This is a genomic window from Paenibacillus uliginis N3/975, from assembly GCF_900177425.1.
In the GTDB taxonomy this organism is placed as follows: Bacteria; Bacillota; Bacilli; order Paenibacillales; family Paenibacillaceae; genus Paenibacillus_AQ; species Paenibacillus_AQ uliginis.
On record NZ_LT840184.1, the window covers coordinates 4,979,969 to 5,001,288 of the forward strand.

A 21,320-nucleotide genomic window follows, 5' to 3' on the forward strand; every position below is an offset into this window, starting at 1 on the left:
AAAGTGGATATGATCTTGCGTGCTTCATCCGGAATCGGCATGCTTTTCCCGCTCATCGTATCAATAAGCACAATCGTTCCGCGCCACACAAATAAGGAAATGACCAGCGCATTGGCAAGTGAGGCCGTGGAACCGACCGACAGGTCAAATCCGCCGACGGCAAGCGACACGGTAAGTCCGACTGCAATGATCGTGACGATGGAAATGGAACGCAAAATATTAATAATATTGCTCGTATTTAAAAAGTTGTCGTTAAGGATGCCAAACACCGCGATCAGCACGACTACCGTAATGATCGTGCCGTATTTGTATAAAAAATCAAACGCGCTGCGCGCCGGCTTTTCCTGCAGTGCTCTTGCTGTGTTCATATTAACCCGCCTCCTGTACAGTACAACAATATCTCCTCTTCATTACTTTCTCGTGTCTCCAGCTCCTTCATGATGCTGCCGTCATACATGACGTAGACCCTGTCGGTAATTCCGATGATCTCTGACAACTCGCTGGATGCATATAGTACACATTTGCCTCGGCCAGCCAGGTCCTCTACCAGTTCAAAAATATCCCGCTTTGCTCCGACGTCGACTCCCTTGGTCGGTTCGTCAAAAATGTACACATCCGCGTCCACCAGCAGCCACTTGCCTATGGCAATCTTTTGCTGATTACCGCCGGACAGGCTGCTTACCTTCGTTCGTTCATTAGGTGTTTTGATACCTAAGTTATCTATAATCATGGCAGAAGTACTCTTTTCTTTCGCTGGACTGAGCCACGAACCCCATCTGCAAAATTGAGACAACACCACTGCTGTCAAATTGACGGAAACCGATTCATCCACGAACACACCCTCACGACGCCGCTCCTCTGGGACGAGTACAATGCCCTGCCGAACAGCATCGTAAGGTGATGAAATACGCAATTTCCTGCCATGAAGTCTTAGCTCCCCTGAAGAGGTCTTGGAAGCTCCGAATATCGCGCGGCATAGCTCCGTCTTTCCGGCTCCGACCAAACCTGCGAGACCCACAATTTCGCCTTGGCGAATATGTAAACTCACATCATGAACCTTGCCCCGGTCATGAATACCGTGTGCCTCGAACCATAGCTCTCCAATGGTACGCTTCTTATGAGGAAACTGCTGCTCCATTCTGGCGTCCAACATATGCTCCACGACCTCAGACTGATCCAGATTGGCTATTCTGTCACTCACAATCCGCTTGCCGTCACGCAAAATGGTTATTTCATCACAAATCTCATACAGCTCTGGAAGCCGGTGAGATATGAAAATAACGCCGACTCCTTCCGATTTCAATTTCCTCACAAGCGAGAATAGACGATTTGTTTCATTATGGCTAAGAGGAGCCGTCGGCTCGTCCAGCACAAGAATACGGCACTGCTTCGTAATGGAACGTGCAATGAGCACCATCTGTTTCTCTGCCAGGGTCAGTTCTTGAACCAGCTTGTGTGTAGAGATCCGGATGTTCATCCGGTCCAAAATGGCTTTTGCCTCCTGATGCAGCCCTTTCCAGTTAATTACATGACGCTTGCCCATATCGTGAACCATACGGTCGAGCATAATGTTCTCTGCTACGGTCAGATTATGAATAAGGGCCGTATCTACCTCTTGATACACGACCTGAACGCCGAGTTCCTTGGCGTCTTTGGGAGAAGATATCTTGGCCTTTTGCCCTTCAATCCAGATCTCGCCATCGTAGTGATCATAAGCTCCGGCAAGAATTTTCATCAGGGTGGATTTGCCTGCTCCATTGGCTCCAATAAGCGCGTGTGCCGTTCCTGCCTTCAGCTTAAAATCAACCTCCGTTAAAGCTTTCACACCCGGAAAAGTGATCGTAATCTGTTTCATCTGCAGCAATGGTGCAGAGAGATCTGCTATTACTGAGGGGTCTACCTTCACTGAAGTGTCAGCTGTAATTGAACTTGACAATGTGGATCACCTTCCTTCTAGAAAAAAATAGGGCGCCCTTATCAATGGACGATAAGAGCGCCTGCGGCATATTATTTACCGTTCGCCTGCTTCAAGGCTTTCATCCAATCCTCTTCAAAGTCGTCACTTGCGCCCCAGCCCGGAATAATATTGCTGAGATTGACCATGTTCACCGCTTCGCTCGATTTCTCAAGACTTGCGCGGTCAATGAGTGTCGCTTCTAGATTGTGCGTGGCAGGCGTTTTCTCACCCGCAATTTTCTTCGCCAACAGCCGTACATTGACCGCTCCGATCATCTTCGGATCTACTGCAGCGGTAGCCACCCAAGGGCTATCTGTCTTTTGCATAATTTCCAGATCCGAATTCGATACGTCGATACCGTAAATTTCAATCTCGGTACGTCCTGCTTCAATCAATGCTCTTGCAGCCCCGATAGCAAAGGCGTCCCAGCTGGCGTAGATTGCATCAATTTCACCTTTCGGATGTTTCGTGAGCATAGCAGCCACCGCATTTTGGGTATCGACCGAGGTGTCAGCACTGGCTACGCCGAAACGCTCTACCTCCTTAATGCCTGGGTTGTTCTTAAGCGTTTCCTGATACACCTTGTTACGACGCACCATCGGCGGGAATCCGTCTACCCACAAATAAACGATGTTCGCTTCGGCTCCCTGCTCCTTAATCATCTTGTCTAGCGCAAACTTGGCAAGCGCCTCATCATCCTGCGATGTCAGGGTTACACCCTTGATGTCCGCAAGCTCCGGTACAGAGTCAAAAGCGACAACAGGAATGCCTTTCTCGCTCAGCTTCTTGACGTCTTCTACAGTGGCTGGATCATCACCATGCGACAGAAGAATTCCGTCATATCCGTTATCAGCTGCCTGAGCGATTGCATCGTGGAATTTTGCCGAGTCATTATTTGCAGAGAACGTATCTACTTTAAAGCCCATGGCTTCACCCTCTTGCTTGGCTCCTGCTAGGAATTGCGCGGTATGATCATCGCCTCCGATTTTACGGATTGCCATCAATTTAATTCCCTCTTTATCAGCTATACCTGCTGGCAGGTTCTCTACTTTAGCTACTGGCTTTGGTGCACTTCCGCTTTCTTTACCGGACTGGGCGCAGCCTGCTGTCAAAATAACAATAGATAACAGTAGGCTGGTCAGCTTGTACCACGACTTACTCCCCTTCATTTCTCTCTCCCCCTAGTTATGTAATATCACAAATTTATTACAAGTAATCCTATCGGATTTAAAAGAGGGAGTCAATACATTTTTCATATACCGAGATATAGCGGTGATGGACGAATTGTTGCATGAAATACAATAATAGGGATCGGGAATCATCTATTTACCTCTTTTCAGTAGGGATTGGTGTAGAATCTACAACAATATCAGCAGGTTCAGAAATTCTACTCGCCCAATCGGTCAGGCCCCCGAATATTGGACACTTTGTAAAGGAACTTGTAGTGAACGCACTATACCGCGATTTTAAACGCGTTCACTTCATTTTTCTTAAGTTTTTCAGCGAATTCGACAGGCGAGTACCCATACAAGCTCATATGGATTCTTCGATTATTGTAGAAGTCCATGAATCGGTCCAGCACCATAAATGCTTCTTGAAAGTCCGTAAAAATATGGCGCTTAAAACACTCCCGTTCTAAGATGCTGTGAAACGACTCAATGAACGCGTTCTTGTTTGGGCTGCGATTCGGTGTACGTTCATGAATAATAAATTCTTTGTGTGTCTCGAAGAACTTTCCAAATTTGTGACTCTTAAACTGAGGGCCATTATCCGTTCGGATTACTAACTCTTTCTCTTGAGAGAAGATATTTCGTTTGATTAATGCTTTATAAAGCGTATCAACAAGACTTTTTGTAAGGCACTCCTTGCCGCGATACTGCCCCACTACGTTGCGGTCGTATACATCGATAATACTTGCCGTATAGAAGTAACGCTGTAGGCCAGCAATATAGCCGTATTTAACGTCCATCTGCCACAACTGGTTCGGACCGGTTACTTCCATATTGTTAGCTAGACGGCGTGGATAGGCCGCTTTCTGCTCTTTAGGTTTGCCTAGAATATCGAGTTCTTTACAAAGTCGGTATACCTTTTTCTTGTTGATCTTAATAGCGTGCCGTCTACGTAACACAAGAGTGATTTTTCGATATCCGTAAGCAGATTCTTCACCTTCAAGAAGTTTTAAGATTATCTGTTTAATTCGTCCATCACTTACTTTTTTGCCGTTAAACGTGACGGAATAACCTGGCTTTGGGCGCCCAGATTTATTTGATTGTTTTGAATTGGTAGTGGTCTTACGTTGATAATAGTAAGTAGACCGAGGCACATTACACAGCTTCAGGATCTTGCTTACCGGATAACCTTTTAGGATCCATTGCCGGGCCACTTCCATTGGATGTGTGGATGAGTTTTTTTTACAAGGTCTCGGAGGATGGCTATCTCCAGTTCTTTTTCCCCAATTAACTTGGTGGCTTGTTCATACTTTTCTTTCCAATCACCTGTAGTTTGAGGTTGAACTTCAAGTCTGTCCATGTTCTTCTTTCTACTCATCGTCATCTCCACCTCATCTCGATATTGTTTAACCCATTTATATAATGAGTAAGGGGAGAGGCCATGTTTTCGTGCTGTTAGTGCTACATTCCCCCGTTCAAGTGCTTCTTCGACGACCTGTATCCGCAGCTCGTCGAACTTACTATGTTGTACTCTCATAGTGACTGCCTCCAGATAAATTAATTGTATATTATTTATTCTGAAAGTGTCCAAGTTGATTAGGGGGCTTTATAGCAATGTTGTATAACATACAAAATTACTATAAAGCCCCCCCAATATTCGGGGCCTGCCGACTTCTTAATGAAAAAGAGCCCCGACAGGATTCATCCTTGTCGGAGCTCTTATGAACTTAAGTTTCATTTCCCGCAGACTTCAACGTTCCTAGGAATATACAACCTGATATTCCTTCGTTCTGAAGGGCCAGGTATAAATACTTCCGTGTACATTTTTCACACCAATGTTTTACTTTAAGCCTAGACCCATCGTTTCCATCCAGGCTCGGGCAATCAGCGAGTGACCAGCCGGAGACGGATGCACACCGTCCGGCGCCCAATAAGCCGGTTCACGACGCGCAGCAGCTGCAGCAAACAGTCCGTCCAGTGGAACGAGTAGCGCATCAAATTCAGCTGCAAGCTCCCTTACCGCCGTAATCTTCGGATCGAGATCTTCGCGCCACGCCTTGCGGTCTTCAGGATATGGCAGCACGAATGGCTCCAGAAGGATCAGCTTGGCATTAAGCGTTTCCTTCGTCTGCTTCAGCAACTCACGATAGCCTTGCTGAAAATCTTCCAGACTCGTAGGATCTTGGGAATCGTAACGACGCCAGCAATCATTAATGCCGATGTATACAGATACCCATGTCGGCTTCAGATCGAGACAATCCTCCTGCCATCTTGCTTGCAGATCTTTAACCCGGTTACCGCTAATCCCCCGGTTCAAAAAGGTAATATTCAGCTCCGGATGGCTCATGCCTACCAGACCTGCCGTCATCAACGGATAGCCCTTACCCAGATCAGCCGGATTATTCCGGTCTCTACCGGCATCGGTAATGCTATCGCCTTGAAAAAGTATAATATCATCCTTCTGCAATCGATTCATTTCTCTTCCTCCTAAGTAGGTCCGGCTTACTCGCCGTATTATTGGATATAGTTTTATTGGCTACTTTCATACCATACTCCTTCTTCATCGGTAAGAAGGTCGATCTCCGCACAAAAAAAAAAGGAGTCCTCTCCCCAAGTATCGAATGGACCTGGTAGAAAACTTCCTTTGTTTATTTATATTATGCTGAAGTGCTGATCGGCTGTGCGACCCAGTGCCCTTTAGACACCTCAACCAGCTCGGAATGCTCCAGATTATATTGATCCGCCCCGGTACGTTCCTCCATCAAGACCCGCTTTTTCTTCGACTCTACTTTCGGATCCGGAATCGGAATAGCTGACAATAATGATTTGGTATAGTCATGCTGTGGGTTGGAATACAGCTCTTCACTTTCCGCCAGTTCAACGATCTTCCCCATGTACATCACGGCTACACGATCACTGATATGCTTGACCATCGAAAGGTCATGGGCAATGAACAGATACGTGAGTCCAAGCTGCTGCTGCAGCTCTTCGAGCAGCTTCACAATCTGTGATTGGATGGACACGTCTAGCGCAGACAGCGGTTCGTCACATACGATGAACTTCGGCTCCACTGCTAGCGCGCGAGCAATGCCGATCCGCTGCCGCTGCCCGCCGGAGAATTCATGCGGGTACCGGTTGGCAAAAGCCGGATTCAAGCCGACCATGTCGAGCAGCTCCTCGACCCGCTTTCTGCGCTCCTGCTTGCTTCCCGACAGCTTATGAACGTCCAGTGCTTCGCCGATAATATCGACGATCTTAAGCCGCGGGTTCAGCGATGCATACGGGTCCTGGAAGATCATCTGCATGTAACGGCGCATCGTCTTCATCTCCGAGCCGGTCAAGCGGTTCACTGCCATGCCCTGGTACAGCACCTCGCCGCCTGTCGGCTGATGCAGCCGGAGAATAGCCCGTCCGGTCGTCGATTTACCGCTACCGGATTCCCCTACGAGACCAAGCGTTTCACCGGCTTGAATATGAAAGCTGATATCGTTCACTGCCTTCAGTACATTGCCTTTCCCCATATCGAAGTGCTGCTTGAGCCCGCGTACTTCGAGCAGAGGACGCTCGCGGTCCTTGTCAGTCAGAATGAGAGGTGTCGGCTTCGGTTTTTTCTTCTCGTGCAGCCGTGGAAGGGCATTAAGCAGCTTGAGTGTGTAGGGGTGCTGAGGGTTATCGAAGATTTCCTCTGTCGTTCCGGTCTCCACGATAACCCCATCCTTCATCACGGCAACGCGATCACACATTCCGGCGACAACGCCAAGGTCATGGGTGATCAGGATGATCGACGTGCCGAAACGTTCCTGCATATCTTTCATCAAGTTCAAAATTTGCGCCTGAATCGTAACGTCGAGCGCAGTTGTCGGCTCGTCCGCTATGAGCAGCGACGGACGGCAGGCCAGTGCAATAGCAATCATGACACGCTGACGCATACCTCCGGAAAATTCGTGCGGATATTGATTGTATCGCGTCTCGCTGTTCGATATGCCGACCAGCTTCAGCATGTCCAGAGCTTGTTTTTTCGCTTCTTTCTGTGACAGCTTTTGGTGCTTGATCAGGCTTTCGGCAATCTGTTCGCCGATTTTGATCGTTGGATTCAGGGATGTCATCGGATCTTGAAAGATCATCCCCATATCACGGCCCCGAATGCTCTCCATTTCCTTCTCGGTTTTGTCCGCAAGGTTATCGCCTAGGAAGAGGATCTCCCCTTCCTTCATAAATGAAGGAGGCGAAGGCAGCAAACGCATGATTGAACGTGCCGTAACACTCTTGCCGCTTCCGGATTCGCCGACAATGCCGAGTGTTTCTCCTTTATTCAGTTCAAAACTGACACCCCGTACGGCGTGAAATTCCGAATCACGGGATTGAAAGGATACGCTCAAGTTTTTCACCTGTAGTATCGGTTCCATATAAATTCGCCTGCCTTATTTGTGTCTATCATGAGATGAACTCACTTAATCTATTGACTTTTAAATAGCGCTAAAATAAAATATACTATATCACTCGGAATAATGCAATTTCAATGAAGGAGGCACGACACCTTATGGGGGTGACGGAAGCAGCAGGCCATCGCCAGCTTATCAGTAACATCAGCATCACGTACCGTAAAATCCTTCTTAATCCTTCATATAAATATTTACTTCTATTATTGGGAGCACCGGTCAATCTGGTGGTCTTCCTTATTTATATGTTTCAGAGCAAGAAGGACGCATACACTTCGTTAAGGTCCAAGGTTCAGACCGAGCTGATCTCCACCGGTTTCCGGGACAAGCTGAGGACAGAGCAGTTGGAACAGCTTAAACGGAAACATGAGTTTTTCGGACAGAAGGTCAGTGAGGAAAAATTTAACCGAGAGCTTGAAACCTTAACGGAATCACGGTTCCAGGAAACTGTGGAGGAACGTACACGCAAGCAGTTGGAACTCACCGGGAAGAAACGCCTGACTTTTGCGGACACTTTTGAATCACTCATTGCTAATCCCGTCTTTTTCGCAGTGTCATGGATCCCGGGACTGCTCATGTACATACTTCTTTTTTTGTACAGCAGACCATATCTGAAGTTTATTTTTGAAAGACTTATCATGAGCGTGTTTGTCATTTTTGGTGTAGCCGTTCTCGTCTTTACGATCTTGCACCTGTCTCCGTTCAATCCGGCAGCGAACATACTGGGGGAAACAGCGACCAAAGAACAGATTGCGGCATTCAACCATCTTCACGGACTGGATCAGCCTTACTGGACCCAGTTGTGGAATAACATTAAGGGAATATTCACTTTTAATCTTGGTAAATCCTTCTCGGGCAGTGAAGAAATTACGAACAGCATCGCAAGAAAGTTTCCGGTGACGCTGACGCTGACTGTAATTTCACTACTGTTCGCCATGATCATTGCCATTCCAGTCGGAATTATCTCGGCAACGCGGAAAAATTCGTTCTTCGATTATACGTTTATGTTCATCGCGCTGCTGGGCTTGTCCATACCGAACTTTTGGCAGGGATTGATTTTCATCCTTAATTTCTCGATCAAGCTGCAATGGCTGCCAGCCACCTATAATCCGCAGAACTGGCTCTCGATGATCATGCCGGTCATTGTGCTGGGAACGGGGCTCACCGCAGCAGTTGCAAGAATGACGCGTTCCTCCACACTGGAGGTTATTAATGAAGATTATATTTTGACCGCCAAAGCCAAAGGGCTGGGAAAGCGGCAGGTGCTTCGAAAGCACGCTGTGCGCAATGCCCTCATCCCGATCATTACCGTCATCGGACTACAGTTCGGAGGTATGCTCGGCGGTTCGGCAGTTACGGAAAAAGTGTTTAACATTAGCGGTATCGGCAGCTACATCGTGGATAAGCAGTTCATTCCCGATATTCCGGCCATTATGGGCGGGGTCGTGTACACGGCCATCACCATTTCACTGGTCAACGTCATTATTGACATTATGTATGCCTTTTTCGATCCGCGTATCCGTTCCAAGATGAAACAATACTAGTGCGAGTCAAGTAGAAACCAGTCCGTCGTCCTTCTCAAAGGACGATAGCGTTTCTGCGAGAAATATAAGCCAAGTATAAATGAAATCTTATACTTTCTTATATTTTTAAAAAGTCAGATTTTCAGCACTTTGAAGCATCCTCTACTAAAGCAGGTGTACTCATGATCAAGAAGCTTTTCAACCATCGCCAAACCCAGTACCAGCTGAAGTCCTCACAGGAGTACAGCCAATCCGGGTTCACGTGGGTCGTCTCTTTAACCTTAACGATAATCCTGCTGCTGAACAGCTACAGTTTCGGGAGCGGAAGTTTAAGACCGTATGTATTTGCCGCTTTTGCCGTTTACGCTTTGTTTACGCTACTGCAGGTGATCATCACGGCCCTGATCCGGAGGGATCTGCTTCGTGACGGAGAGATCAGGCGCTCAACCCGCGCACTCGGCTATATCCAGCTGCTGAGTATTTTTACAGGCAATGTGTTTGTAACAACCTTTGGTTTTAATCTCATAAAAAAACAAAAAAGTCCCGAATATTCAATCGCCGTTTATATGCTGTTGACGCAAATATTCGTAATCGCCTTATCGGCCTTGAATATGTTCAAGCCTTACGTAGCTGAAACATTTCTACCAGGAATGGCAGCGCTGGTGCTGGTGACAATATTCCATCTGGTCGCCCTGCTGCTCGTTGCAAAATACGTAAACAACCACTACGCGCACCCACGGCTGAAGTGGTTTGCACTGCCGCTCATCCTGACGGCGGTGACGGGCAATATCTTTGCCCTCGTGCTCGGCTTCAACTTGTTGTCCAAGATCCGCAAAAATAGCAATCCGGCATCCACTCGCTGGGCGGACGTCTGGGTGCGAATCACTGGCAATACTACGGCTATGCTGGGACTGTTCTTTATCATCTTCCTGTTTACCGTATCTGTATGCAGCCTGTTTACGTTTGAATACAGCTTCGCGGTAGACAATAACTATTCGGCAATTCTGCAGCAGCCAAGTCTGGCATACCCGCTTGGAACCGATGATTTCGGCCGCTGCCTATATTCAAGAATCGTGTTCGGCGCCCGTATCTCACTCATCGTCGGGTTTATGTCCACAGTTATTCCGCTCGTAATCGGAGGCATTCTCGGCGCGATATCCGGATATTATGGACGCCATACGGACAATATTATCATGCGTCTACTTGATATTTTGTACGCAATTCCCGGTATTCTCCTTGCGATCGCGATTATCGCCGCTTTCGGAGCCAATACGGTCAACCTAATCATCGCACTCAGCGTTGGAGCTATTCCGACCTATGCAAGAACGATGAGAGCAAACGTGCTGCTCGTGTCCACCTACGAATACGTGGATGCGGCTCGTGCATTCGGCTCAAGCAATCTATCGATTATTTTTAAGCATATCGTTCCGAATTCCCTTGCTCCGATGATCGTTAAATCGACCTTGACCATTGGGGGAGCGGTTATCTCTACAAGCAGCTTAAGCTACCTCGGACTTGGGGTTGAGCCTCATATCCCAGAATGGGGAAACATTCTCAAGATCGGCAGTACGTATCTCGAAACCAACTCGTATCTGGCTATATACCCGGGGCTCGCCATTATCGCTCTAGTATTGTCCTTTAACTTCTTGGGTGACGGATTGCGGGACGCGCTGGATCCCAAGCTCGATTAATTATAGTTTATTACTTTTTTCAACATATATATATATAAGATCAGGAGGAAATCATCATGAAAAAAAGAACACTTTTACTGCTGCTGCTTACGTTAGTACTGGTAATCAGCGGCTGCACCGTAAAAACCAAAGACGAATCATCGCAGCAGCCATCTGAGCCGGCAGGCGAGAAACCGGCAAACCCGTCGGCAGAAACGATTGAACTGCTCGCTATGAGCTCACAAGAATCGGATGTGAACATCATCCGTGACCAACTCACCAAAAACGGCTTCAATGTAAAGCTCAATCTTCAGCCCGACTACGGTAGCTATAAAGCTCAGCAGGATGCTGGTAACTATGATGTTATCCTCTCTAGTTGGACAACCGTAACCGGTAACCCTGACTATGCTGTACGTTCCCTGTTTAAGACCGGCGGTGACTACAGTATCATGTCCGATGAAGAAGTTGACAAACTGGTTGACCAAGCAGCAACGCAAACATCAGAAGATGCCAAAGAAACCTATAAACAGCTGGAACAGCGTCTCGTCACTGATAAAGCCTACATTGCACCGCTGTACATCTCACTGAAGAGCCAAGCGTTAAACAAGGACATTCTCGACGAGAACTCCGTGCGCCTGTCCAAATCCCGTTCCCTTCCATGGGAAGCCGTTGATTTCAAAGACCAATCCAAGCGTGACAAAGAGCCGCTGGTTCTGGCCCAATCGACTTCAACACTGACATCACTTGACCCAATCAAAGGTAACGACGGATCGATCAACATTATTAACACGAACATGAACGCTCGCCTGATCAATCTGACCGATGACGACAAAATTACGTCCGAAGGTTCGCTGTCATACAATCACAGCATTGCCGAGGGCAACTCCGAATACTATTTCATCCTAAGAGATGACATCAACTTCGCCAAAGTGGATAACAAGCTGGCCGTAGATTCCGGCGAACGTGTCGGTGCTGACGACGTGGTGTTCGCCCTGAACCGTGCCAAGGATAAAGACTCCGTTCCGGATCACCGGACATATACGTTACATGAACACATTAAGGATGTAGAGGTTGTTAAAGACTTGAGCGCCCTGGATTCCGTCAAAGTATCCGGAAGTGACGAAACTGTAAGACAATCCCTGGAAAAAGGGCTGGAAACCAAAATTTCATCCCTCGTTACCGACAAAAATCAAGCAAGCACCAAGGACGGCAAATATCAGGTCATCAAGTTGACGACTACTGAGCCGTTCCCGCAAGTACTGAACTACCTGGCTCACCAATCGGCCGGTATCGTATCCAAGAAACAGGTTGAGAGCATCAACACGTATGACGTAGCCAAATTTGATGTGAACAAGGACATTCCGTACGGAGACCAGAACACGGTAACCGAAGGTGACAAGTACAACAACACCCTGTTTGCCAGCGGTCCTTACATTCTGTCTTCCAAAAATGATTACGAAGCTGTGTTCTACAAAAACCCTGGTTATATGAAAGGCACTGAGCATGAGCCTAAGATCAATCAGGTAAAAGTACGCTTCATCAAAGATGCCGACAGCACGTTGTCCGCATTGCGCAGTAACGAGATTCACCTGTACTATGGCGTTCCGGAAACGAAGTATGATGTTGTCAAAGGCGACAGCAAGCTGAAGCTCCAATCCATCGAGAGCAACGCCGTTTCTTACCTGCTCTTCAATACCAAGAACCGCGATATTGCGAAGAGTGAAGATCTGAGAAAAGCCGTACTGTACTCCATCAACCAGGATGAAATCCTGGCGTACTACAACAATAACAAGATCAAGGCCTTCTCCACCGTCAGCCCGATGATCAAAACCGGTAATGAGCTGAAAGCCGATCCGGCGAAGGTGAAAGAATTCCTGGCAAACTATCAAAACGCTTCAAAATAATAAATTACAGCAAGTAGAAACGACGCCGACGTCCCTTACAAGGACGACGGCGTTTCTGCGAGAAATATAAGAGACCTCTTACAGTCCATGGACTGCGAGAGGTCTCTTTGATATATGTACATATATGGTATAGCAAAGTACATTTACGAACAATTAAGCTTCAATGATAATTTTGTTTAGCTGCAGATTGACCGGATTATTGATCGTATCTCCTACAGGGCAGGTGCGTTCGATGAATTCCACAAACTCTTGAACCTGTTCTCTCGCTGCGTCAGTCTTAATATGAATGTTATATCTTATATCTGAATACCCGCGGCGGACATCGGATTTATTCATAAATCCGTCGGTATCCAGATCTCCTTCTACCTCTACCCAAAAGTCCTTCAAATCAATATTAAATTTACGGGCGTATACACTTGCTACGATCGACTGACAGGCACCGAGTGCACACAGTACCAGTTCCACCGGATTCATTCCTTCATCCGTACCGCCTAATGATTTCGGCTCATCAATCGTAATCTCAAAATTTCTTGATTTCGCTTTAACAACCATTCCCTGTTGCAGATGTGCAGTTGCTTTAAAAGTCTCTACAGGCATGACGATCCCTCTTCTCCATAAATTTAGATAATTATACCACATTTAACCGGTAGGAATAATAGTTTTTTCACTTTAATATTTAAAGGATCCTACCTCTAGGATAGACCATGTAGACATTCATTAATGTGAATATAACCACAAACTATTTAAGGGAAGATTTAATCTCACGCAGTGAACTAGGCTTCTCTTCAAGTACGCTAAAAAGAGGGTGTTTCTCAGCTTAAATCCTAGCTGCTCGAAACACACCTCCTTCTATGCATTATGCTCTTGTATATACCGACTGACCGCCTTTGATTGTCTGGCGCACGGTCAATTCTTTTCCCCGCATATCAAACAACACAAGATCCGCTGCCGCACCCGCAGCCAACTCACCGGCATGGGGACTGTCGACAAACCGTGCAGGCCGAATGGATGCCATATCCCAAGCATTCTTAAGATCCGTCAGCCCGCTGCTAACCAGCTTGCCGATACCCCATGTCAGCATTTGGGCCGATCCTGCCAGCAATTCCGGCTGCTCGGCAACGCACAGTCTCCCTTCCTCCGTCAGCTGCACTCTTCCCCCGATATGCATGTCGTAGGTTCCCGGCGGCATACCGCTTAATGACACCGCATCACTAACCAGCATCAACCGGTCCCCTTTGGCCCGGAGTGCAACCTTAATGAAGCTATCCGGCAGATGAAAGCCGTCCGCAATGATACAGGCGTACAGCGAATCCTCGGCCAGCTGTTCCCATATGTAATTCGGATGGCGCGGCAGCATTAAATGCGCTCCATTGCCAAGATGCGTAGATAACCGGGCGCCAGCCTTTACGGCTTCCTGAATCTGCTCCGGGGAGGCAGAGGTATGCCCAATAGATACAATTACTCCGTTATCTACACAGCGCTCAATAAACGTGGGCGCACTCTCCCATTCCGGTGAAATTGTCAGTATGGAGATCCTTCCGCCAGCCACCTCCTGCCAGCGCTGGAAAAGGTTCCAATCCGGGGCCTTTACGTACTGCCTGTCATGAGCACCGCGCGGTCCATCTTCTGGCGTAATGAACGGCCCTTCCAGGTGAATGCCGATAACACTGTGCTCCACGTTCGTATTTTGATCACAGGCTTTGGCTATCATTCGTGCAGCGTCTTCGATCTCCTGATCTCCGTTCGTAATGATTGTCGGACAGTACGCTGTCACCCCGGTTTGCCATAGCTGTTCCGTCACGGAAGAAACCATATCGACGGACAGCGGATGTGTATTGAAATCTCTTCCACCGTATCCGTTGATCTGAAGATCAACCAGTCCAGGTCCTATAAACGGCAAGTCCGAATGGTCTGCCGAATCGTCTGGGCTGACATTCACGATCTGTGTTCCCTGTATCTTTACTTGGACGGGTCTTCCTGTCCCATAATGAATGCCGCTAACAGTCCATGAATCTTCAAGTTTCATGATTCTGGCTCCCCGTAAGCTGCCGTATCCGTATACAGCGTGCAGTCCTCATGTTGACGCAGGATGGTGGACGGGCAAGCTGTCGACATTTCATCCTTCAATGTCCGCTGGACAGCATCTTTCTTCGTATTTCCGGGTACCATACAGAACAATCTTTTACCCCTCATCAGTGCAGGAATCGTTAGTGTTAACGCATGTGTGGGAACGAGATCCATCGACTCGAAGCAGCCGTCGTTTACCTGCTGCTGCCGGCATACTTCGTCCAGCTCCACCGTTTTCATGAGATCGGGATCGTTGAAATCGGCAACGGGTGGATCATTAAAGGCGATATGTCCATTCTCCCCGATCCCCATGCAGACAATATCAATCGGTTCCTCCGCGATAATCTCGCTATAACGTCGGCACTCCTCTTCCGGAGAATTCGAACTCTGGATCAGATATACTTCTGCAGGATGGACAAGGTCGAATAACCTCAGCTTCAGGAAAAGCCCGAACCTTTGCGGCGCATCTGAATCAAGTCCGATATATTCATCCATATGAAAAGCTGTCACGCGAGACCAGTCAATGTCCGGCACCTTCACAAGCGTCTCCAAAAACTCATTCTGTGAAGGAGCTGCTGCAAATATCATACGCACCTGTTCCTGCTTACCTAACAGTTCTCTCATATGTGCCGCGCAATCCAGTCCAGCCGCTCTTCCGAGCATGGAACGGTTCTCATACACCTTCACCTTTAGCCGATCAACGATCCTTTCCACCACAGTCGGCAAACTCATCTTTAACTCCTCCAATTGTTATATTTTATTCTTTCACTCGCTTCGTTAACAGCTCCACCAACAGCAGCATGTTCCGCAAAATATGATATGGATCCTTCACCGGCAGCGCGACGATTTTATCCAGAGGTTCATTATGCCGGTTCCGAATCTGAATCCACTCTCCCACATCCGGATCTGGATTCGGAAATACCTTAAACGTAAATTCGTGGATTTGTTCGTGCCAAATACGAAACGCCTCATCCCCGCTCATCTCATAAGCCAATAGCGTCGTATACAGCGACTCAGAATGCGGCCACCACAGCTTGGTGTCCCAGGAGCCGAGGATAAGACGTTCGTTCTCATCCCCGGTGAGAGTTCCCTTGGGCTGACCGCCTTTATAATCGACAAAGCGGAGCAAACCGCCATACTCGGTATCCCATCCGAGCTCCAGAGCATGTTTGGTGATGTCACACGCCTGTTTAATGACATCCTTTCGTCTGTGCCTCTCGGCCGTTTTCATGATAAACCACATGCATTCAATGGTATGACCCGGGTTTACATAGCGGCACAATAAGGTCTCTTTCTTGCCGTTAACACCCTGTTCATCCACCATTTCGAACAATGTGCCGTCCTCAGCTGCAAACCGGCCCACAATGGTCTCCATGAACCGGACGGAATCATCATCCACATCTTGAGCCCGGGCATGCCGGAATTGTCCAAGTACCTCTGCCAGCTCCTGCGAAACGTTCAGCATGATCATCGAGTAAGCATGCAGTTCAAGCCCTTCCGGAGCCGGATACGGCTCACTGCGGACATTGGCGCTGCCCAGGCGTCTCATAATAGAGTCGTACAGCTCAAGCGCTTGTAACAGCACATGGAGTTCTCCGCTGACCCGGGCATATTCGGTAAATCCCAGTACGACAAAACAATCGGCATAAAAGCTCGTATCATACTCGGCGCCCGGAATACTTTCTTTCCGTTCCCCCGTCTCGGTCAATAGAAAAGCAATACTGCCGCTTTCTAAAAATGCATGCTCCTGAATAAACTCCACGGCAGCCCGAGCCTGCTCCAATAGCGGCTCCGCCTCACCTTCCATCATTCCCTGCCTGCGCAGCCATACCAGACGGGACCAAATCCATATAAACCTTCCTTGAGACCATGTATATTTATCGCTGGATAATCTCTCGGTTCCCCGGTTATTAAAACAAGTAAACACGCCTCCATGCTCCCCATCGACGGCTCTCATCCAAAAGGGAAGCAGTATCTCATCCACATGACGACGGTAAACATTAAGCAGATCTGCAGTCATGAGTCACACTCCTTTCCGCTCTGATTCTCCATTGTCAGCTTGCATCGATGGCTGTTCCTGCAGGCGGCTTGCCTCGTACAGCATCTTCATCGTTATTCAGCGCATTTAGCAGCTCATCCACTTCCGGACGTACTTTTTTGTTCGGGTTCAGCCAGCCCATTCCCGCATAAATAACGAGCGATGTTAAGACAGGCGAAGCGACCACCGCAGCCGTGCTCAGATCCGGAATTACAAACTTAACCAGAATAAACACGATGATCCCTGCGCACCAGGACGTAATTGCAGCTGCCGAACCGCTCCGGCGGAACCAGGACAGCAAACCGAGCAGCATCGGAATGGAGATCGGCCCGACTAAGCCTCCAAACCATATAATGAGCAGGTCCAATACACCGCCGAATGATTTTGCGTTCATGGCGATCACAACGGTAATCAATATAAAGATGAGTACGGTTAGTCTTACGGCGAACAGAGAAGTTTTATTTTTGTTAAACCGTTTTGGGAACATGGCAGGTAAAATATCTCGCGTGACCACCGCCGTTATAGCATTAGCATCAGACGAAGTCATTGCAAGTGTCTGAGTGAACATCGCAATAAGCACCATCCCAACCAGTCCGCTTGGCAGCAGTTCCGTTGCCATAATCGAATACGATTTCGTCGGATCTTCCAAACCTGGAAACAAGATCGGAGCTGCCCACATCGGGTAAAAAATAAACAGCGGCCAGACAAGATACAGAACAGACGATAAAAGAGCAGCTTTTTGGGCGTCCTTTCCCCGCGGGGAGGCAATGAACCGTTGAGCTAGATTCCACGTCCCTCCGTTGTAACTGAACGTATATATGAGCAGGTAAGCCAGGACAAATCCTAACGTGTACGGCTCCCGCAGCGGCATAGAATTTTCGGCTGGCAAGCGGTCCCACATCGTTAGCAGCTCACCGAATCCTCCCAATTGCGTTGCTACGGCAACAATCATGGCAGCGGCCGCAATCAGCTGGACAATAAACTGTCCGAAATCATTCAGCGCATCTGCCCATAACCCTCCGATAGCCGTGTAGAACAGACCTATTGCCCCGGAAATGATAATACCGGTCACGAGATCCAGCCCTGTGAACACATTTAGAATCACGGCGATCGCAGCCCATTTTGCCCCTACGTCAAACACTTTTAGCAGCACCCCGCTCCAGGCCATCAGCTGTTGTGTAGGCACATTATACCGAATAGACAAATACTCCATCGGCGATTCGATGTTCAGCCGCAGCCTGAGTCTTGCCCAGCGCGGAGCGAACAAAATGGATCCCGCAAACACACCGATCGCAATCGGAACGGCCCACCAGACATACATCGTAAACCCATAGTTATAAGCTACGGCCGCGTAAGCGACGAATACCGCAGCACTATAGCCGGACATATGGTGAGAAACCCCCGATAACCACCAAGGCAGCTTGCCCCCCGCCGCAAAAAAATCGTTACTGTTCTTTACTTGCTTCAAAGACCAGTAAGTCGCACCTATGACAAGTACAATATACACACCGATGACAATCAGATCTGCTAATTTCACGATAAACTAACCTCCTCAATGAATGGCTTTGGCTAGCAACATGTATAGCTATAACTGTATTTAATCCAAGCTATCGATTTAATCAGTAAGCGTTTACAAATTTATATGCGAAAAAAGCCTCTGTCGGTGCATATCATTTCATACTTGTTATGATTTCGCCCCTCTCCTCATCGATTCGAATATTAATCCTTATATAGGACTAAATATTTTCTATAAAATACTATAAGGTCTTTGGAATGTCAATCCTTCACTGTTACAATAGTTGTAGTACTCTCCAACCAAAATTAATCAGAAGAGGTTATGAAATGACGAAAGGAACCGCAGTCTTACGGCAGCAAAATGAGAAACGTGTCTTGGCCTTTCTGAGGAAAGAACGCATCAGCTCACGCCTGGACATCGCCCGTCATCTTAAAATCAGTAAAAATACAGTATCTCTTATCGTAGAAAAATACATCAAACAGCACATCATTCAGGAAATCGGCATAAATGAGACATCCACTGCCGGACGGCCCAAAATCAAAATTAAGATCATCCCGAACTCTCTCAAATCGGTCGGAATTCTGATTCAGCACAATCAAGGTTTTCTCGTAGTAACCGATTATTACTCCCGGGTTATAGATTCGGAAATCTTCACCCTGAACACCTCCGAACCCGGTCGCTGTCTGGACGAGATCGGGCGCAGAACCGCTGCGCTACTCAGCAAACATCCGGAGACACTCGGTGTCGGAGTGGGCATGCCGGGTATCGTGAACCCGGACAAAGGGTTTGTGCATTACTCTTCGCATTTAGGCTGGAGTGATGTTGATGTGAGCAAGCTGCTCTCCCTCCATATTTCCCTGCCTTTACAGGTGATGAACAACGTTAAGGCAAGCGCTCTTGCCACACTGCAGCAGTTAGAAACAGAAACGGCTGATTCCACCTTTTATATACGTATTGACGAGGGGGTTGGCGGAGCCTTTCTGATCCGGGACAAGCTCCATTTCGGCGGATCATGGACGGCTGGTGAAGTAGGCCATTTAATGATTGATCCCACAGGTCCCCTCTGCCAATGTGGACGAAACGGATGCCTTGAAGCATTGATTCGTACCAAGGCGGTACGCCATCGCCTGCAGCAGTTGGAAGCAGAGCAATATACGGGAGCACACGCAATCTCTAATACGGAATCAGAGGCACATGTCTCCCCTTGGGGTAACACTGTAACTGACCGGAACACGGAAGACAAATCCGTTCTGATCGATGCTCCCTTGAATGCCTGGGAAGGGTTAACTCCGGAGGACCGCGTGTATACGGAAGTCGGCCAATACTTAAGCACGGCACTCACACACATTATCCATCTTTGCAATCCTAAACAGATCGTAATCGACAGCCCTTATGGTGATAGCGAGCACTTCAAGCAGATTACAATGAGGTTGACTCAAGGTAACACGCTGCGCTTTCCTTATGAACATACCGATATTCTATTTGTCCAGAACCGGGAAAATCCGGCGGTCGGCGCCGCACTATCCATCATCCAGAATTTTGAAAACTACGAGTAGACCGGAATGATAAAGAGCCATGAAGGGATTAATCCTTCCATGGCTCTTTTGTGAATCTACCTGTATTCTTGTTCGTTCTTTTCAACCGCAGCTCTATCAAACTCCTCCGGCAATTGGCCTGTGGTGCTGTGATCAATCGCTGTCATGCAAGCACCATACTGAGCTTTGAGAGCCTCTAGCAGTGAAACTGAAGCATCGACCGCTCTCCTGAAAATACTATCGTTGTTCTATTGCATTAAGGAGTAACGAGCAATGGCTCCCATTGCAGCCCTTCCCCAGCAATCTTCCTCCGAAGTTCGGATATTTCTTTCAACGTTTTCTCACGTTGAGATTCCAATGCCTGAATCGTCTGGTCATGCAGTTCATTCACTTTTTTCTTCGTGCTGTTGGCCATATCCGTAATGTCTTTTTTCCGCGCTGTATTGTATTTGGCAAGCGCCGTCGTCAATTCTTTAAACAATTTATCATATTGTTTTTTGGCTTGAGTCTTGCTTAATTTCCCTTTACTATATTTCCACATCGTGCTGTCAAAAGAAGAATCGCTCGAGAGTTTGCGAAGATGCCACATGTTGCTGTCAAAAGAGGTATCGCTCACGTTATTTTTCATTTTCCAGGCAGCGCTATCAAAATGTGCAGGGTTGATTGTTTTTCTGTAATTCCACATATAGCTATCAAAATGTGTGTCGTTTAGCGCTTTATCCAGCTTCCATAGCGTGCTGTTATAATGCGTTCGGTTAGCTGCTGTGGAGTACTTCCACATCGGGCTGTTATAAGTCCCCGGATTGATATAATTTCTATACCTTTTCAAATCATCAGCCATTTCACGGTTGTTTCCATATAGCTGATCAAACTGCTCATAGTCAGCTTCCAGCTTCTCAATCCAAACCTTCTGGTCTGAAAGGACTTTGCTCTCCAGTGCATCCAATACGGCATTACTGGAATCATTAAATTGTTTGAAATCCTTGTCGATCCGCTCTTGATATGCTTTATAAGCATCTACTGTCTTTTTGTTATAAGTTTCGTACTGGCTCCTTACCTGATTGATCCATTTTTTATCCGCAGCATCAACAGCGGAAGCAGGGAGTATGGCCGCGGAAGCAATCAAAAGCGCACACACCATAAGCATGAACTTATATAAGAACATTTTTTTCATTGAGCTATAACCTCCTGATCATGTTTTGCATAAGGAAACCAAGGAATATTTTACCTAATGGTAGTCTGTCTTCCAATAGTAAAAGGCCGAATTCATACTTTTGCACTAACAAAATAACTCCTAAGCTTCAATAATGTCATTTCCTGGGGAATAATCACGAACGTCTAGGACTACGTTTCCATTGGTTATCTAAATGATCAAAAGGTCTGCTGACCTAGGCCCCCGCTGTCTGTAATGAGACGCTATGCTTACAAAACATTCCTACAGTCGCTCTTCTCTGAAAATTCCTGAGTGAATTCATAACGAAGAAATTCGGGGACATATACAC

Annotated in this window: 16 protein-coding genes and 1 pseudogene; 4 read left to right on the forward strand and 13 right to left on the reverse strand. The window is 47.4% G+C overall.

The annotated features are described in order from the left end of the window. Window positions 1–77: 77 nt before the first annotated feature. The 7 genes and pseudogenes from B9N86_RS23390 to B9N86_RS23420 form a co-directional block, all read right to left on the reverse strand. Window positions 78–368: pseudogene (locus tag B9N86_RS23390) on the reverse strand (ABC transporter permease); the annotation flags it as partial. Beyond that, entirely contained in the window at window positions 365–1,855 is a 1,491-nt protein-coding gene (locus tag B9N86_RS23395) for a sugar ABC transporter ATP-binding protein (RefSeq protein WP_208920672.1), read from the reverse strand. The gene B9N86_RS23395 and the pseudogene B9N86_RS23390, both read right to left, overlap by 4 nt. Before the next feature lie 152 nt (window positions 1,856–2,007). Beyond that, a complete protein-coding gene (locus B9N86_RS23400; protein ID WP_208915515.1) occupies window positions 2,008–3,126 on the reverse strand; it encodes a sugar ABC transporter substrate-binding protein in 1,119 nt (372 codons plus the stop codon). 284 nt (window positions 3,127–3,410) lie between these two features. Beyond that, window positions 3,411–4,340 carry an IS3 family transposase gene (locus B9N86_RS23405; RefSeq protein WP_208915516.1) on the reverse strand — a complete coding sequence of 310 codons (930 nt, stop codon included), beginning with the start codon at window positions 4,338–4,340 and terminating at the stop codon, window positions 3,411–3,413. Then, the gene (locus B9N86_RS23410) at window positions 4,319–4,663 is read right to left on the reverse strand and encodes a transposase (RefSeq protein WP_208915517.1); all 345 of its coding nucleotides are present in this window, start codon (window positions 4,661–4,663) and stop codon (window positions 4,319–4,321) included. Before B9N86_RS23410 ends, B9N86_RS23405 begins: the two co-directional genes overlap by 22 nt. Window positions 4,664–4,966: 303 nt before the next feature. Then, complete coding sequence (locus tag B9N86_RS23415; protein ID WP_208915518.1) at window positions 4,967–5,602, reverse strand: SGNH/GDSL hydrolase family protein; 636 nt, start codon at window positions 5,600–5,602, stop codon at window positions 4,967–4,969. A gap of 181 nt (window positions 5,603–5,783) precedes the next feature. Beyond that, window positions 5,784–7,532, reverse strand: a complete 1,749-nt coding sequence (locus B9N86_RS23420; RefSeq protein WP_208915519.1) for an ABC transporter ATP-binding protein — start codon at window positions 7,530–7,532, stop codon at window positions 5,784–5,786. 134 nt (window positions 7,533–7,666) lie between these two features. Between B9N86_RS23420 and B9N86_RS23425 the strand changes: the two genes are divergently transcribed. The 3 genes from B9N86_RS23425 (at window position 7,667) to B9N86_RS23435 (ending at window position 12,662) form a co-directional block, all read left to right on the forward strand. Next, complete coding sequence (locus tag B9N86_RS23425) at window positions 7,667–9,109, forward strand: ABC transporter permease (protein WP_208915520.1); 1,443 nt, start codon at window positions 7,667–7,669, stop codon at window positions 9,107–9,109. Between the two features lie 161 nt (window positions 9,110–9,270). Further along, the gene (locus tag B9N86_RS23430; protein ID WP_208915521.1) at window positions 9,271–10,779 is read left to right on the forward strand and encodes an ABC transporter permease; all 1,509 of its coding nucleotides are present in this window, start codon (window positions 9,271–9,273) and stop codon (window positions 10,777–10,779) included. A 56-nt stretch (window positions 10,780–10,835) separates the two neighbouring features. Then, window positions 10,836–12,662, forward strand: coding sequence for an ABC transporter substrate-binding protein (locus tag B9N86_RS23435; RefSeq protein ID WP_208915522.1), 1,827 nt, complete (start codon window positions 10,836–10,838; stop codon window positions 12,660–12,662). Between the two features lie 153 nt (window positions 12,663–12,815). Here the strand turns inward: B9N86_RS23435 and B9N86_RS23440 are convergent, their stop codons facing one another. From B9N86_RS23440 to B9N86_RS23460, 5 genes are all read right to left on the reverse strand, one after another. Then, the gene (locus tag B9N86_RS23440; protein WP_208915523.1) at window positions 12,816–13,259 is read right to left on the reverse strand and encodes an OsmC family protein; all 444 of its coding nucleotides are present in this window, start codon (window positions 13,257–13,259) and stop codon (window positions 12,816–12,818) included. Window positions 13,260–13,518: 259 nt separating this feature from the next. After that, window positions 13,519–14,688 (reverse strand): N-acetylglucosamine-6-phosphate deacetylase, encoded by a 1,170-nt coding sequence (locus B9N86_RS23445; RefSeq protein WP_208915524.1) that lies wholly within the window; start codon window positions 14,686–14,688, stop codon window positions 13,519–13,521. Further along, window positions 14,685–15,461, reverse strand: coding sequence for a glucosamine-6-phosphate deaminase (locus B9N86_RS23450; RefSeq protein WP_208915525.1), 777 nt, complete (start codon window positions 15,459–15,461; stop codon window positions 14,685–14,687). The genes B9N86_RS23445 and B9N86_RS23450 overlap by 4 nt, the downstream gene beginning before the upstream one ends. Window positions 15,462–15,486: 25 nt before the next feature. Then, the gene (locus B9N86_RS23455) at window positions 15,487–16,749 is read right to left on the reverse strand and encodes an AGE family epimerase/isomerase (protein ID WP_208915526.1); all 1,263 of its coding nucleotides are present in this window, start codon (window positions 16,747–16,749) and stop codon (window positions 15,487–15,489) included. A 34-nt stretch (window positions 16,750–16,783) separates the two neighbouring features. Continuing rightward, the gene (locus B9N86_RS23460; protein ID WP_208915527.1) at window positions 16,784–18,304 is read right to left on the reverse strand and encodes a sodium:solute symporter family protein; all 1,521 of its coding nucleotides are present in this window, start codon (window positions 18,302–18,304) and stop codon (window positions 16,784–16,786) included. Window positions 18,305–18,609: 305 nt separating this feature from the next. Between B9N86_RS23460 and B9N86_RS23465 the strand changes: the two genes are divergently transcribed. Beyond that, window positions 18,610–19,839: an ROK family protein gene (locus B9N86_RS23465; protein WP_208915528.1), complete on the forward strand. Its 1,230-nt coding sequence runs from the start codon at window positions 18,610–18,612 to the stop codon at window positions 19,837–19,839. A gap of 235 nt (window positions 19,840–20,074) precedes the next feature. On the opposite strand, the gene B9N86_RS23470 is transcribed toward B9N86_RS23465, so the two are convergent. Next, complete coding sequence (locus B9N86_RS23470) at window positions 20,075–20,992, reverse strand: hypothetical protein (protein ID WP_244562821.1); 918 nt, start codon at window positions 20,990–20,992, stop codon at window positions 20,075–20,077. Window positions 20,993–21,320: the final 328 nt, after the last annotated feature.